We start from the raw sequence: 14,705 nt of genomic DNA, 5'->3' as shown, positions 1-14,705 counted from the left end.
TATCTAAAATTTCTGATTAGTTAATCGGAGTTATTAAAAGGAAAATAGGTGAAAGGTGTGTTGAAGATTAAAACGTTTGAAAGAGATGGGTATACGGTTTATCCCGTTGTTGTACCTGCAAGCTATGGATTAGCAACTTATAATTTTTTTATTGTAAAGCACAACCAATCACTAACCCTCATTGATGCAGGAATGACAAATGATTTGTGTTGGCAAGGGTTAGTTGCTACGTTAAACGAAAATGGATTTCGTCTGGATGATTTAACTGAAATTTTATTAACGCACCATCATATAGATCATGTTGGCCTAGTTAATCGGATTACTGAGAAACATCCAATTCCAGTTTATGCTCATCCATTAGCGATTCCAAGAGTAAAAAGAGACAAAGAGTTTTTAAGAACGAGAATAGAGTTTTTTGAAAAGTTCTATCAAGAAATGAACTGCGGTGAAGCTGGAGAACAGCAAGTTCAACACTTAAAAGCATCGATTGAAAAAAATGCACATCAAAAGATAATCTCAGATATCATACCACTCCAAGAAGGAATGAAAATTTTTGATTTTACAGTAAAGGAAGTACCTGGACATGCGCCCGATCAAATTGCTTTTGTTGATGAAAGAAGAAAGTGGTGTTTTGCTGGCGACCATCTTATTAAGCATATATCGAGTAATGCATTAGTTGAACCAGATTTATTAGGGAACCGAATTTACTCATTATGGGAATATAAAAAATCATTAACAAACTGTTTGGATTTAGATGTAGACTTCGTATTTACTGGACATGGTGAATGGATTGATAATCCAAGTCAGCTTATCGAAATGAGATTAGATAGAATAGAAAAGAAATCTAAAAAAATCAAAGATTTAATTTACGATGGAATCACTACTGGAAGCGAACTTGCTCAACATCTCTATCAACGGCAGTATAAAAACCAGTTTTCCTTAGTTATGTCGGAAGTTGTTGGGCATTTGGATGCTCTTGAAGTAGATGGTCAGATTGAAAAGCAAATGTTAGATGGAGTTTGGTATTATCACACAGTTTAATGTATTAAAAGGGAAATTGAGGAAAGACGAATGACTAGACCTTCTTGGGGACACAGGGAGGTTTTTGATTTGAATTGATAGAAAATTGTTCTCATTTTACCTCTAAATAAAGCGGGAATTTCAGTCTCAAGCCTGATGTTCTTTTTTCCAAGTCGCGTAAAATATGTTTTATCTAGTGAGGGGTCGAAATAGAATAAGATTTAGAAAGGGTGAGGAGAGTGAGCGATACGAATCATTTACAAAAAAATACCCCATTGGCAATAGATGCGACAGGTCTTGTAAAAACATTTGGTAAAAACCGCGCAGTGGATGGGGTTAACTTAAAAGTACCTGCTGGAACCGTTTACGGTATTTTAGGACCAAATGGTGCGGGAAAAACGACAACTATTCGGATGTTAGCCACTTTATTGCAACCAGATGGGGGGACCGCTCGAATACTCGGTCATGATTTAGTTCAGGAGGCAGATGAAGTGAGGCAGCGAGTTAGTTTGACAGGTCAGTTCGCTTCGATTGATGAAGATTTATCTGGTTTCGAAAATTTGTTGATGATTGCCAGACTCATGGGTTATTCACGGAAGCAAGCAAAACAGCGGGCCAATGAATTATTATGGGCCTTTGATTTGAAGGACGCTGCAAAGCAACAAGTAAAAAAATATTCTGGAGGGATGCGACGTCGAATTGATATAGCTGCAAGTATTGTTGTTACACCAGATTTGCTTTTTCTTGATGAACCAACAACAGGATTAGATCCACGTAGCCGTAATCAAGTGTGGGATATAGTACGGGTGCTAGTTAGTACAGGAACGACAGTCTTATTAACAACTCAATACTTAGATGAGGCGGACCAATTGGCAGACCGAATTGCCGTAATCGACCGAGGAAAAGTTATTGCAGAAGGAACGAGTGGTGAGTTGAAAGCTTCGGTAGGTTCAGGGACACTTCATATTCGCCTGCTTGATCCAGAAGTGAGATCACAAGCAGAACAATTGCTGACTGAAATATTAGAAACATCGATTCACCTTTCATCAGATCCTGCAGCACTTTCCGCTCGAGTTTCCGATACGGAGCGGATTGCTTATGCACTAGGAGAACTCGCTCGAGCTCGAATTGGAATTGCAGATTTTTCACTTGGCCAGCCGAGTCTCGATGAAGTCTTTCTCACGTTAACAGGTCGACCAGCTGAGGAAGATACGAAGGAGGAATCAACTTGAATACAACGAGCAACACAACAAAAGACGGGGTAGATGAAGCGTTAAGAACGGCACTTTCAACACGTGATCGACCTCCGAAAGCCAATGGAATTACGTCTTCATTTGTCTTTGCTTGGCGGGCAATTTTAAAAATCAAGTATGTACCTGAGCAACTTTTTGATGTGACGATGTTTCCTATTATGTTTACACTCATGTTTACTTATTTATTTGGTGGTGCGCTGGCGGGCTCGCCGAGTGAATATTTACAATTCCTTTTACCAGGCATCTTAGTACAAACGGTCGTATTTACGTCGATTTATACAGGAACTGCTTTAAATACCGATATATCCAAAGGTATTTTTGATCGTTTTCGTTCTTTACCGATTTGGAGTCCCTCACCCCTCGTGGGAGCATTACTAGCAGATACGATTCGTTACACGATTGCCTCATCAATCGTTATCGTTCTCGGTTTAATTTTAGGTTTCCGTCCATCTGGAGGTGTGATTGGTGTTCTTTTAGGAGTCTTACTCCTACTTGTTTTTGCTTTTAGCTTATCATGGATTTTTACTTCATTAGGGTTAGTAATGCGGACGCCAAACGCTGTAATGGGTGTGAGTATGGTCGTCCTCTTTCCATTAACATTTGGTAGTAACGTATTTGTTGATCCTGAAACGATGCCATCATGGCTTCAAGCTTTTGTTGAAGTAAATCCAATAACATTATTAGTCACAGCTGTGCGAGGATTAATGCAAGGAACTGTGACATTTGAACAAATTGGCGTTGTTCTTCTATCCTCTTTAGTCATCGTCGTTATATTTGCACCGCTGACGATATATTTGTATCGTAATAAGAAATAGGCTTTGGGACTCAACTAACCATCAGTGGAGGAAGAGGAAAACGCTCACTGATGGAAGTTTCACTTTTTAGTTTCAGAAATTAAAGTGCATATAGGACTCAATAAAGATCTAAAAAAGACAATTAAGAGATTAGAGGGGAAGAGGCTGAAAAGGAGGAGAAGACATGTATGATTTTACAATAGTTGGTGGTGGTATCGTCGGACTTTCTGTTGGGGTTGCTTTATTCAAGAAGTATCCAAACGCAAAAGTTTTACTTTTAGAAAAGGAAGATTGTTTTGCAAAGCATCAAACAGGTCACAACAGTGGGGTTATTCACTCAGGTATTTATTATAAACCACGTAGTTACAAAGCAAGGTTTGCACGTGAAGGTAGTCATTTAATGAATCAATTTTGTAACGAATATCAAATTGACCATGAAATATGTGGAAAAGTCATCGTGGCTACCAAAAAAGAGGAATTACCACTTTTAGAACAACTGTATCAACGAGGACTACAAAATGAATTAAATATCAATAAAATTAGTGCTGGTCAATTAAAGGAAATTGAACCACATGTTAATGGGGTAGCTGCTATACACGTTCCGATGGCGGGCATTGTAAATTATAAACAAATCAGTGAAAAATTCGCTGAACTGATGGTAGCATCGGGTGGGGAGTTACGTTTAAATACTTTCGTTGAAAATATTGTGGAATCAGATGATGACGTTGTGATTGAAACAACGAAAGGTACATTTCATTCAAAGTTATTAATCAATTGTGCTGGTTTACATAGCGATCGGATCGCGAAGTTGGCAGGATATATTACAGATATGAAGATTGTCCCGTTTAGAGGAGAATATTATCAATTAAAGTCTGAAAAGCGACATCTTGTTAAAAATTTGATTTATCCTGTACCAAATCCGAAGTTTCCTTTTTTGGGTGTACATTTTACGAGAATGATAGATGGATCTGTAGAAGCTGGCCCAAATGCTGTTCTAAGTTTAAAACGGGAAGGCTACTTTAAAAAGGATATAAATGTAAAAGATATGATTGAGGTCTTAGCGTACCGTGGATTTTGGAAATTAGCTAATAAGCATATGAAGGAAGGTTTTGAAGAAGTCATTCGTTCTTTAAATAAAGCAAAATTTGTAAAAACTTTACAACAGTTAATACCCGAAATTCAAGAAAGAGATCTTGTTGTAGCACCATCTGGTGTGAGAGCTCAAGCTTTGAAACCAGATGGTAGCTTAGTGGATGACTTTCATATTATTATAGGGAAAAAATGCGTGCATGTTTGTAACGCTCCTTCTCCAGCGGCAACTGCATCCATTCGGATTGGTATGGAAGTAGTAGATCAATTGAGTAAAAAAGCAAATGTAAGGTAACGGTATGTTTACGTCGTGATCTGTACAAAAATGATCGAAAATGGTTTAATAATCCACTTCAACAAAACGCACACTACATGAAGTAGGTGCGTTATTTGTCGTTAAAGAAGGCGAGTAATGGATGGATATAAAAGTTGAAATTGGGTATCATGAACCCAGTTCATATTGTTTGTAGTTAATTATAATTAAAAGTGAAGGGAGAGAAAAAATGAATAATGCTGTTCGTATTAAAGGAGTCATTCCGCCAGTATCAACTGTTTTTACAAATGAAGGAAAGCTGGATCAAAAAAGTACGGGGAAGCTCATTGATTTTTTAATTGAATCACAAGTTGATGGACTGTTTTTTCTAGGTACGGGTGGAGAATTTAGCCAGATGTCAGTTGTAGAGCGCAAAGAGGTTGCACAATTTGCAGTGGATTATGTAAAAGGACGCGTTCCAGTTCTAATAGGGACTGGAAGTACGAGCACAAAAGAAGTAATTGAGTTGAGCCTTCATAGTAAGAAGGTTGGAGCAGATGGTGTTGTTGTCATTAATCCGTATTATTGGCCCTTATCCGAAGAACACCTATATCAGCATTATGCGGAAATTGCTGAAAATGTGGATCTACCTATCCTATTATATAATTTCCCTGGATTAACAGGGCAAGACTTATCACCAGATTTTGTCCTGAAATTAGTTGATCACTACCCACATGTCGTTGGAATTAAAGATACAGTTGATACAGCAGGGCATATTCGAGAATTGATCATTAAAGTTAAAGGAAAACATCCGCATTTTAGTGTTTTATGTGGGTTTGACGATCATTTATTCAATACACTATCCTTAGGTGGTGATGGTGTCATATCAGCGAGTGGAAACTTTGCCCCTGAGTTAACCGTTGGGATATACCATGCTTTTCAAAGCAACGATATAAAACTAGCCGTGAAACTTCACCAGCGATTAGCGTACATACCATTAATGTACAAGCTTGATTCTCCTTTTGTAAATGTGATCAAAGAAGCGATGAAAATGAGAGGACACGATATCTCAACGTATGTCTTACCACCTGCAAGACCGTTAAGCGAACAGAAAAAACAAGAGTTAAAAAGCATTTTAGAAAACGCCGAGTTATTGTAAAATAAAAAATCAAAATCGGCTTGAAAAAAATCGCATGAGCTCAATAAAAGAGGGTGAGTGCGATTTTTTTCTTCGTTAAAGTGTAGGAAGTTTAGAGACCGAGAAAGTTGATCGCTACAGTTAAAGATATAGCTAGGTATTACCATAATTAGGAAGAAGTGAGCGCTAAAGCGAAAGATAGAACACTATATTACCAGTATGAGGGAGAAATGAGCGCTAAAGTGAAAGATAGAACACTATATTACCAGTATGAGGAAGAAATGAGCGCTAAAGCGAAAGATAGAACACTATATTACCAGTATGAGGAAGAAATAAGCGCTAAAGCGAAAGATAGAACACTACATTACCAGTATGAGGAAGAAATGAGCGTTAAAGCGAAAGATAGAACACTACATTACCAGTATGAGGAAGAAATGAAATCTAAAGAGAAAGAACATTAAAATAACAGAAATAGGGAAAACGAACATTAATGAGCGGAGGAATTTCATTATTTCCAGTAGTTGGCTATAGTGATGTTATAGTATTGGAATAAAGCACGTGAAGAAGAAATTTTGCTCAAGTCCTGCTTACCAAAAAAGACGGATTTCTTACCATATATAAGAAGTATTTATTGTAGTTATTTTGTTTATTTGCCATAATGGATATTGTATAATTAGTTGATTTTAGCTTATTTCGTGAAAAAGAACTCTAGAAGGTAGGTACTTTATGTCGGAGCAAAACATTACGAGGATAAACTTAGATGGAAAGGAACTCATCCTTATCGGGACCGCTCATGTTTCAAAACAAAGTGCAGAGCAAGTGAAAGAAGTAATCGAAGCTGAGCGACCAAATTCTGTATGTGTTGAACTCGATGAGCAACGCTATCAGTCCATTATGGATAGTAATAAATGGAAAGATATGAATATTTTCAAAGTCATTAAGGAAAAAAAAGCTACCCTTCTTTTAATGAATTTGGTCATTTCTTCTTTTCAAAAAAGGATGGCCAAGCAGTTTGGTATTAAGCCTGGACAAGAAATGATTCAAGGAATTGAGTCTGCAAAAGAAGTCGATGCGGACCTGGTATTAGCAGATCGGAATATCCAAATCACATTTGCTCGAATTTGGCATAATATCGGCTTTATGGGAAAAGCGAAGCTTCTTATGGAGATTTTTGGTAGTATCTTCAATAAAGAAGACATTTCGGAAGCGGATTTGGAAAAAATGAAATCGCAGGACATGCTCGACTCGATGCTTCATGAGTTTACGGTTGCATTTCCGAAATTAAAGGTCCCGTTAATCGATGAGCGTGATCAATTTTTAGCCAAAAAAATTAAAGATGCTCCAGGAGACAAGGTGGTAGCTGTTCTAGGTGCAGCGCACGTTCCAGGAATAAAAAAAGAACTTTATAAAGAGCAGGACTTAGGTGCAATTTCAAAGCTTCCACCGAAATCAAAAGCACCCAAAGTCATTGCTTGGATAATCCCGATCCTCATTCTAAGTATTATCGGATATACATTTTATATGAACCCTTCAGTTGGTATGGATTTAACGACGAGCTGGATCCTCTGGAATGGAGCTTTTGCAGCGCTTGGAGCTGCAATTGCTTTTGGACATCCGCTGAGTATACTGACGGCTTTTGTTGTAGCACCGTTAAGTTCTTTAAATCCACTACTTGCTGCTGGATGGTTTGCGGGCTTTGTGGAAGCCTACATTCGTAAACCGAAAGTGGAGGACTTTGAAAACCTGTCCGAAGATGTTTTCACGGTTAAAGGGTTTTGGAGTAATATGGTAACTCGTATTCTATTGGTTGTTGTTTTGACGAACCTCGGAAGTGCATTAGGGACGTTTATTGGCGGGGCCGATGTGATCCGTATGTTTATTCAGAACATTTTAGGAGCTTAATTATATAGATAATATATCTATTCGGAAGTCAAGCAGGATGGTAGTTTATTTCCTGATTAACAAGTAGCATCAGTTATGGTGCTACTTGTTTTTCATATTAAGCAGGATGGGTTGCAGCCAGTGTTCAAGCAGATGTTGTTCATAACCTTATCAGCGCTTTGATTAGGTGGAAGTAATCGACGAGGCTCATTAATTTTAAAAATGATATACTATAATCTAGATTACTAGCAGGAGGAAGTTTAATTTGGTAAAGCCGTTTGTGAAGTGGCCAGGGGGCAAGTCAGCCGAACTGGAAATCATCCATCAATATATGCCTCAGGCAATGAATAATTATATAGAACCTTTTTTAGGGGGGGGAGCATGTTTTCTCTCCATCAATCGAGAAAAGTACAATCAAGCGTACGTCAATGACTTTTCAACTGAATTGATTTCATTGTACACGCTCATAAGAGACAAAAATGAAGAGTTTCAAAAATATTTACAGGACATATGGAATGTTTGGAGTTTCTTTGGCATGCTGTCCAATGATTATTATGAATCGCTACGTCGTTACTATCAGCAGTATAAGAGTGACGAAATCGACAAAGATGAATTGAAACAGATCATTGACAAATTTATTGAAGATAAACGAACTGAAATAACGCTAGGCCTACAAAACAGTATGAATATCAACTTTGAAAGATTGATGAAAGAGTTAAAGAAATCGATCATATCCAAGTTCGGGAACACGAAGAATAATGAGTTAAAAAAAGGCGATTTACCTGAAGAAGATTATCGGAAAAACTTTGAAGCGAGTATTAGAGCGAGTGTCTATACGTATTATCGATATCTTTATAATGAAAGAGTAAAGTATAAACTTAATCAAGAACTGCATATTGCGTTATTTTTCTACTTGCGAGAATTTTGTTATTCTTCGATGTTTCGATATAATCAAAGCGGTGGATTTAATGTTCCTTATGGTGGAACGTCGTATAACAGTAAAGCTTTTAATCATAAAATAGATTATTTATGGAATGAGGAACTTCAAGAAATTTTAAGAAATACGAGTTTCTATAATGCCGACTTTGCAGAGTTTTTACAAGAAATACCGATTCATGAAGAGGATTTTATCTTTTTAGATCCTCCATATGATAGTGATTTTTCAACGTATGCGAATCATTCGTTTGCAAGTAGCGATCAAGAACGCCTTGCGAATTATTTATTAAATGAATGCCAATGTCGCTTCATGTTGATCATTAAAAATACCGACTTCATTTATAATCTGTACAATCAACCAGGAATCAATATTATTGGCTTTAATAAAGAATATAGTGTTAGTTTTATGGACCGTAATGATCGAAAAGTAGAACATATATTGATAACCAACTATTAAAAAGTAGAGCCGTTTTGTCTCTACTTTTTTTACATCAAAAAAGTGTGAAATAAAGGGAGGAGTATGAATGAGTAACTATACCGAAAGTGAAATTCTTGCTGTAGCGATCAAAATCTTAGAAGAAGCAGGGGAAATGACAACAACCGAGCTAAAAGAAGCCCTAATAGTAGAGATGAAACCTGATGGCAACGATGATAAAATCAATAAAAGTCGTAATGATACGAAATTTGAGCAAAAAGTAAGAAATATGATTTCCCATCGAGAAAACAACGAATTGCTAAAATATTGTGAGTATCGACGAGAAGAAAAAAAAGGAATTTTAAGATCAAGGTCGTTACCTAAATTTGAACAGTATGAAAAAGAAAGGCAAGAAATCCAAACGCGGAAAGAAAAGAAGCGAAGGTATCAAGCACGAAAAATCAATTTTGATGAGCTAAATATGAGAAATAAGGAGATTGGGTATAAAGGAGAAAAGTTTGTTCTGAAATTAGAAAAAGAACAGCTTAGCTCAGATCTCGCTGAAAAAATTATCCATGTTTCCATAGAAGAAGGCGATGGTGCGGGCTATGATATTTTATCGTATGACAGTTCGGGGAAACCGAAATTCTTAGAAGTAAAAACAACGACGGGGCCGAAAGAAACGCCGTTTTATTTGACAGAAAATGAAAAAGTATTTTTCGAAGAATATAAAGAAGAAGTTGAAATCGTTAGAGTTTATGATTTTGATGTTGAAACAGGGACAGGTGAAATCTACAAACTAAGGGGCGAAGATTTTTTAAAAAAAGTGAATTTACAACCGATTGCCTATAAAGTTATTTTTAACGATGGCGTACAATAGTTTGTGTAAATGATTTGAAACAAAAAAAGAGGTAGGGTACCCTCTAGTTAACCGCTAAACCAACTGAGAGGAGATGCCCTACCTATGAGTACTAGTATAGGACAAAACACACTTGAAAATCAATTAGATTCTATGGTTCGTGAGTTTGTGAAAGAAAAACTTGAGACTATGATGAAAGAAGAAATGAATAGTTTTTTTGAACATGAACATCCAGAGTTAAAAAACCAGAAGAACGGCTTCTATCAAAGGCAACTAGATACCAAGTATGGAAGGTTAGAAGATCTACAAGTGCCTCGCGATCGTGAAAATGCCTTTCAAACAGAGATCTTTTCTCCTTATCAACGACGTGAGCAGTGGCTTGGTGAAACCATTATCACAATGTATCAAAAAGGTGTAAGCACTCGTGAAATTGGTCAGTTTATTGAGCGTATTTTAGGTCATTCTTACTCGGCTGCAACGATTAGTCAAATCACCAACGTCGTGGCAGAGGATATTGAGTCTTGGCAACAACGTCCACTGAAAAAGCGCTACTCTGTCCTTTATTTAGATGGTACTTATCTCAAACTGCGTCGTGATGATGTTGCTAATGAAGTCGTCTATCTCGTTGTCGGCGTCACGGAAGATGGCTTCAGAGAAATTCTGGGTTTCTATGTTGATGGCCAAGAAAGTGCGCTAGGTTGGAAGACGATTCTTAACGACCTTTATCACCGTGGCCTTGAAGAAGTTCTTCTAGGTGTATTCGACGGGCTTCCAGGTCTTGAGGAAGCTATGAAAGCCGTTTATCCAAAAGCGGATGTCCAGCGCTGTGTTGTTCATAAGGTTCGTAATGCTCTCAATGCCGTCAGAAAGAAGGATCAGTCCGCTGTAGCTGAAGATCTTAAACCTATTTATAAAGCCAATACTCAAGAGGAAGCCAAGGGAAAGTTCCGTGCTTTCAAGGACACATGGCAAAAAAAATATCCAAAAGTCGTTAAAAGCTGGGAACAAGACCTTGATGTTCTGCTGACCTTTTTAACCTAGCCCTCCTCCATTCAACCGATGATTTACACGACAAATATCATCGAGCGAACGATCAAGGAGATCAAGAAACGCACCAAAACCATGAACAGTCTCCCCACTGAAAAAGCGGCTGAAAAAATCGTTTATCTTCAATCGATGGACTATAATCAACGCTGGGCAGAAAGAAAGTTAAGAGGCTTTAGTAATGCCTACTCTACTTTGCAGGAGATGTTCAAACAGCGATACGGAACCGAGCGCGAATAGGGATGTGGAAATTTTTTCTGGTATGGCCCCCGAGGGGGCCATACCAGAAACTCCCTCCCCTAAGACCTGAGGAAGTACCCTATTGATTTTTACACAAACTTATTGACACTACCTTTTTAACGAGGAAGAATAATCACTATGTTTATATCTTAAATATATATTGTAAGGAAGTAAATGTGCACGTTGGGTTATATTTGAGCTTTTTATTTTCAACCATAATTTTTTTGTATGGGTGTTTCTCATGATAATCAAAATGCTCGAACTTCAGATATTACATAGTGAGACATTTGCTACTGAGTAAGAAATTTTATCCCGTTTAATTGTCGCTAAGACTCCCACTTCAAGACTCAGAGGGAACAAGAAAGACTATGGGGGAGATCAGTGCTAGTAACAACGCGATTGGTTCAACTAACATTCAGTGGGGGAAGAAAGAAAACACCCACTGAATGAAGTTTCACTTTATCACAAAAAAATAAATAGGATCAAAAGGCCAGACAAGTAATTAATACTGTCTGGCTTTTTGGTTACATAAAATTCTAAAGTAGGATGAGAAGGTATATTTAGTAAGTTGAATTATAATAATCAGGGAACAATCCAGATCCTTGTCCAAATGGGTATCCATGATTCCAATGATAATCATGGTGCTTGATTGGAGAGTTGCTTTTTTGGTGTTTCTTTGTCACATGATTGGCTTTCTGTTGTTGAATATGTTGCCCTTGATATCCCTCATACCAACCTTGTAACTCTGGTTGGTAATAACTAGAAGGTCCATGATTTAGGCTTGGTTGGAATGAACCAAAATTACCTTGTTTAAAATTAAAACCTTGATAAAATCCGTTGGAGGGGGGATAAGCAGAAAAGTCCGGCCAGTAGTAGGTTTGGTTATAATAAAAATTGGACCTTTGATCCGCTGAAATAAATGGGTATATACCTTGATATGAAGTTGTATACATCTTTTCACCTCCTCAAGATATTTCTATTTTATTGAGGTGAGTTTGTAAAAGAGCTTATCCTAATAAAAATTAGGCGCCCAAACGAATATTCATTACTTAAAAATTTGACATGAAGAGAACTGAATAGTGACTATACTATTACTGAATACGACGTCTACTAATAGTTTCCATCATTCATACGAGGGGTGGAGAGGCTATTTTTCAAAGTTGTGTCAAATTTGTTAACTAAATTGTCAGAAAATACTTCAATTTTCACTTGATTTCCTTTACAATATTTTTTATGGAAGAATATCTTCCAACCTTCTTGCATTTAAAAATATAAGGGGAAATGTAATGGATATTCAAAAGGAACTTAACAAAGAAAATAATCATCAATTCAATACATTACTAAGTTCATATTTTACTAAAATGAAAGGTGAAAGGAAAAGCGAGCCGTCTGTACAAATAAAAGAAAATCTTATTTCCGCAACGGGTGGACTCATAGCAATGCTGGTTATTAGTGTTATGGCTGTTACAATCGGATTTCCGATGGTACTTGGACCAATGGGGGCAAGTTGCTTGCTTGTTTTTGCCGCTCATGCAGGGCCGTTTTCTCAACCGCGTCATATTTTAGGTGGCCATTTTATTTCAACAATCGTCGCTTTATCGATATGGGATATCTTTGGAAGAACTCATTTAAAAATTGAAATTACACTTGCAGTCGTTTTATTTTTAATGGTAGTTTCCAAGATGCTTCACCCTCCTGCAGCGGCAAGTGCGATTGTTGCGATAAATACAGAGGCAGGTTGGGGGTTCCTGTTAACGATACTTATTAGTGCAATAATTTTAATTGCTATTTCTGTCGCATATAATAATCTTTTTAAAAATCGCTAATATCCGAAGCAATGGGTATAGAATGCTGGTCGGATTAAATTTTTATAAAAGTAGCCATTTATCGAGTGGCTGCTTTTTGTTTTGGATTTGGTTATGTTGGTAAACATTTAAACCGAGGTCATAGAAGTCTTAATCTGGGAGAGAATAGATTTTATACAAAAGTAATATAAAAAATTTCTAGTGAAAATGGAGGAAATGGGATGAATAATCGTAAGAATAATCGAAAACAACCGCATCTTGAAGTAACAAATAATGCAATTGATGCAGAATTTGGAATAGAATTTACACCAAGTAAAGAAAGTAAAAAAAGCAATAAGAGTGAGAAAAAATAAGGAAAACTACAATAACGATGGGTAACCTGTTGAACGAGATGGAATTATCCACCTTATACGAAACACCTGGCAGTTATCCCGCCACTTCGAGACTTCGAGGAATTAATGGAGGATGGAAAAAAAGATAAACTTTTCCATTAATCCGTCACATGAAGTTGTAGAGAGTAGATAAATCGTCTACTCCCCTTCTAGACGATAAACATAGGCACCATTCGGAAAGTCACGGTTTGGTTGAAGCCATTCGATATTCATTGAATGTTTCACTCGAATGTCACGTAATGTTCGGGGCCAGTCTCTAATATTACTAATGATTTGTAATTTTTCAGGTTCGAGAACTTTATTAGGATTAAGTTCAATGTATACTTTTAACTTCTGATAACCACTAGGTTGAGAAAGGACAATTTTCATTTTCTCATCATCCTCATCGGAAAACAAATTTTTCTTCCCTAAGTTACATTGTTCACATAGTGTCCAAAGATTTTCGAGGCTCGATTTTCCACCCATATCCACAGGAGTTTTATGATCGATATGCAACTTTATACCATCTTTTACGCCCCTTCCGCATCGTTGGCATGTCGAATTGTCTCGTTGGAGGACAGCATATCTTAACTTGTCATTTATTGGTTGTCTTTTTGTTTCAGTTTCTTGTGGTGTGAGAGAATTTAATCGATACCCATCCTTTAACGTTTCAATATCCCAGCCATCATCTTTTCTAAGTGTGCGAATCGTACGTTGCCAGTCATGAACTCTAGCAATTTCACTTAATTCATCACGGGTTACGCCTTTTCCAACGTTTTGTTTGAGATGATTTAACAAGCGGGACTTTCCACTAGTACGCATAGTGAATCTACACCCCTTTTTTGTAGTATATATGTATTATACAAAATTTGGATTAAATGCTTAACTAGTGGTAGTGTAAAACAGAAACAAACAGGCGCCTTTCTATAAAGGAAGAGAAGGCACCTGTTTCATATTTTGAATTAAAAAGAATTTACCTTATTCTTTATTAAACCAAAGTGGATCGTCGTTATCAACTTCACCATTGTAGTTAATAAAAATCTCTTCTCCTTTTTTAATATCTTTATAAGCGTAATAGTCGAATGTATGGTTGTCAAAATTAATATCATAGGTTGCATTCGGTTCATACGAATGGTTAAATAACATTCCGTAACCTAAGACGATGGCTGTGTGGTTGATCCCATATTCATACACGTAATCACCAAGTATTGTCTTATCCAAAAATTCATGCTGTTCATTCGGGACAGGAACGACGGGTGCTTCATGGAAAAGTTGTCCTTTTTTAATATCTTGGGTTGCGAAAACCCCTCTATTGAATTCTCCATCACTAATATTCGAATTTTTTACTTCAATCATGTAACTCACCTTCACATTCTGCTTTATTTAACTTTGCATTCTCCAATTGAATGTAACATTGTAAACCAAAGACGACAATAAAAATGTTTCAAATGTACTTCTTTATTTTAGTTTTTTTGAATTAAAAATTAAAGGGGGATGCCATCAACTAATAATGAAATTGTAGTCTAATCGCGTCAATTCTCCTTATTTTGCTAGTGTAAAACTCGCTTATTCAATAACATATTTTGTCTAAAAAAAGCGAATTATAA

At 36.8% G+C, this 14,705-nt stretch carries 14 protein-coding genes and 1 pseudogene; 12 read left to right on the top strand and 3 right to left on the bottom strand.

The features are described 5' to 3' along the window. The first annotated feature begins 57 nt into the window (after nt 1-57). From BK574_RS09105 to BK574_RS09060, 10 genes and pseudogenes are all read left to right on the top strand, one after another. Nucleotides 58-1,041, top strand: a complete 984-nt coding sequence (locus tag BK574_RS09105) for an MBL fold metallo-hydrolase (protein ID WP_420796932.1) — start codon at nt 58-60, stop codon at nt 1,039-1,041. A gap of 218 nt (nt 1,042-1,259) precedes the next feature. Beyond that, nucleotides 1,260-2,252 (top strand): ATP-binding cassette domain-containing protein, encoded by a 993-nt coding sequence (locus BK574_RS09100; RefSeq protein ID WP_078428380.1) that lies wholly within the window; start codon nt 1,260-1,262, stop codon nt 2,250-2,252. Then, nucleotides 2,249-3,088, top strand: coding sequence for an ABC transporter permease (locus tag BK574_RS09095; protein ID WP_078428379.1), 840 nt, complete (start codon nt 2,249-2,251; stop codon nt 3,086-3,088). The genes BK574_RS09100 and BK574_RS09095 overlap by 4 nt, the downstream gene beginning before the upstream one ends. A gap of 163 nt (nt 3,089-3,251) precedes the next feature. Beyond that, the gene (lhgO, locus tag BK574_RS09090; RefSeq protein WP_078428378.1) at nt 3,252-4,451 is read left to right on the top strand and encodes an L-2-hydroxyglutarate oxidase; all 1,200 of its coding nucleotides are present in this window, start codon (nt 3,252-3,254) and stop codon (nt 4,449-4,451) included. Nucleotides 4,452-4,659: 208 nt separating this feature from the next. Further along, nucleotides 4,660-5,568, top strand: a complete 909-nt coding sequence (locus tag BK574_RS09085; RefSeq protein WP_078428377.1) for a dihydrodipicolinate synthase family protein — start codon at nt 4,660-4,662, stop codon at nt 5,566-5,568. 209 nt (nt 5,569-5,777) lie between these two features. Further along, the gene (locus tag BK574_RS09080) at nt 5,778-6,008 is read left to right on the top strand and encodes a hypothetical protein (RefSeq protein ID WP_142247934.1); all 231 of its coding nucleotides are present in this window, start codon (nt 5,778-5,780) and stop codon (nt 6,006-6,008) included. A 265-nt stretch (nt 6,009-6,273) separates the two neighbouring features. Further along, complete coding sequence (locus BK574_RS09075; protein WP_078428375.1) at nt 6,274-7,449, top strand: TraB/GumN family protein; 1,176 nt, start codon at nt 6,274-6,276, stop codon at nt 7,447-7,449. A 244-nt stretch (nt 7,450-7,693) separates the two neighbouring features. Continuing rightward, a complete protein-coding gene (locus tag BK574_RS09070) occupies nt 7,694-8,821 on the top strand; it encodes a DNA adenine methylase (protein ID WP_075387457.1) in 1,128 nt (375 codons plus the stop codon). A 67-nt stretch (nt 8,822-8,888) separates the two neighbouring features. Then, nucleotides 8,889-9,659 carry a protein NO VEIN domain-containing protein gene (locus BK574_RS09065; RefSeq protein ID WP_078428374.1) on the top strand — a complete coding sequence of 257 codons (771 nt, stop codon included), beginning with the start codon at nt 8,889-8,891 and terminating at the stop codon, nt 9,657-9,659. Nucleotides 9,660-9,743: 84 nt separating this feature from the next. Beyond that, a pseudogene (locus BK574_RS09060) lies at nt 9,744-10,922 on the top strand (IS256 family transposase). 560 nt (nt 10,923-11,482) lie between these two features. On the opposite strand, the gene BK574_RS09055 reads toward BK574_RS09060, so the two are convergent. Continuing rightward, a complete protein-coding gene (locus BK574_RS09055) occupies nt 11,483-11,875 on the bottom strand; it encodes a hypothetical protein (RefSeq protein WP_078428373.1) in 393 nt (130 codons plus the stop codon). Between the two features lie 333 nt (nt 11,876-12,208). Here BK574_RS09055 and BK574_RS09050 point away from each other — a divergent pair, with 333 nt between their 5' ends. Together BK574_RS09050 and BK574_RS28790 are read left to right on the top strand one after the other, a co-directional pair. After that, nucleotides 12,209-12,748, top strand: coding sequence for an HPP family protein (locus tag BK574_RS09050; protein ID WP_142247933.1), 540 nt, complete (start codon nt 12,209-12,211; stop codon nt 12,746-12,748). A gap of 200 nt (nt 12,749-12,948) precedes the next feature. Next, nucleotides 12,949-13,080, top strand: coding sequence for a hypothetical protein (locus tag BK574_RS28790; protein WP_274379418.1), 132 nt, complete (start codon nt 12,949-12,951; stop codon nt 13,078-13,080). 177 nt (nt 13,081-13,257) lie between these two features. On the opposite strand, the gene BK574_RS09045 is transcribed toward BK574_RS28790, so the two are convergent. Beyond that, nucleotides 13,258-13,920 carry an HNH endonuclease gene (locus BK574_RS09045; RefSeq protein ID WP_078428372.1) on the bottom strand — a complete coding sequence of 221 codons (663 nt, stop codon included), beginning with the start codon at nt 13,918-13,920 and terminating at the stop codon, nt 13,258-13,260. A gap of 156 nt (nt 13,921-14,076) precedes the next feature. After that, complete coding sequence (locus tag BK574_RS09040) at nt 14,077-14,454, bottom strand: SET domain-containing protein (protein ID WP_075387461.1); 378 nt, start codon at nt 14,452-14,454, stop codon at nt 14,077-14,079. Nucleotides 14,455-14,705 lie beyond the last annotated feature (251 nt).

It is taken from the genome of Alkalihalobacterium alkalinitrilicum, assembly GCF_002019605.1.
GTDB classification, from domain to species: domain Bacteria; phylum Bacillota; class Bacilli; order Bacillales; family Bacillaceae_F; genus Alkalihalobacterium; species Alkalihalobacterium alkalinitrilicum.
Note: the sequence above shows the minus strand (reverse complement) of the source record. Positions and strands in the feature narration are given on the sequence as shown.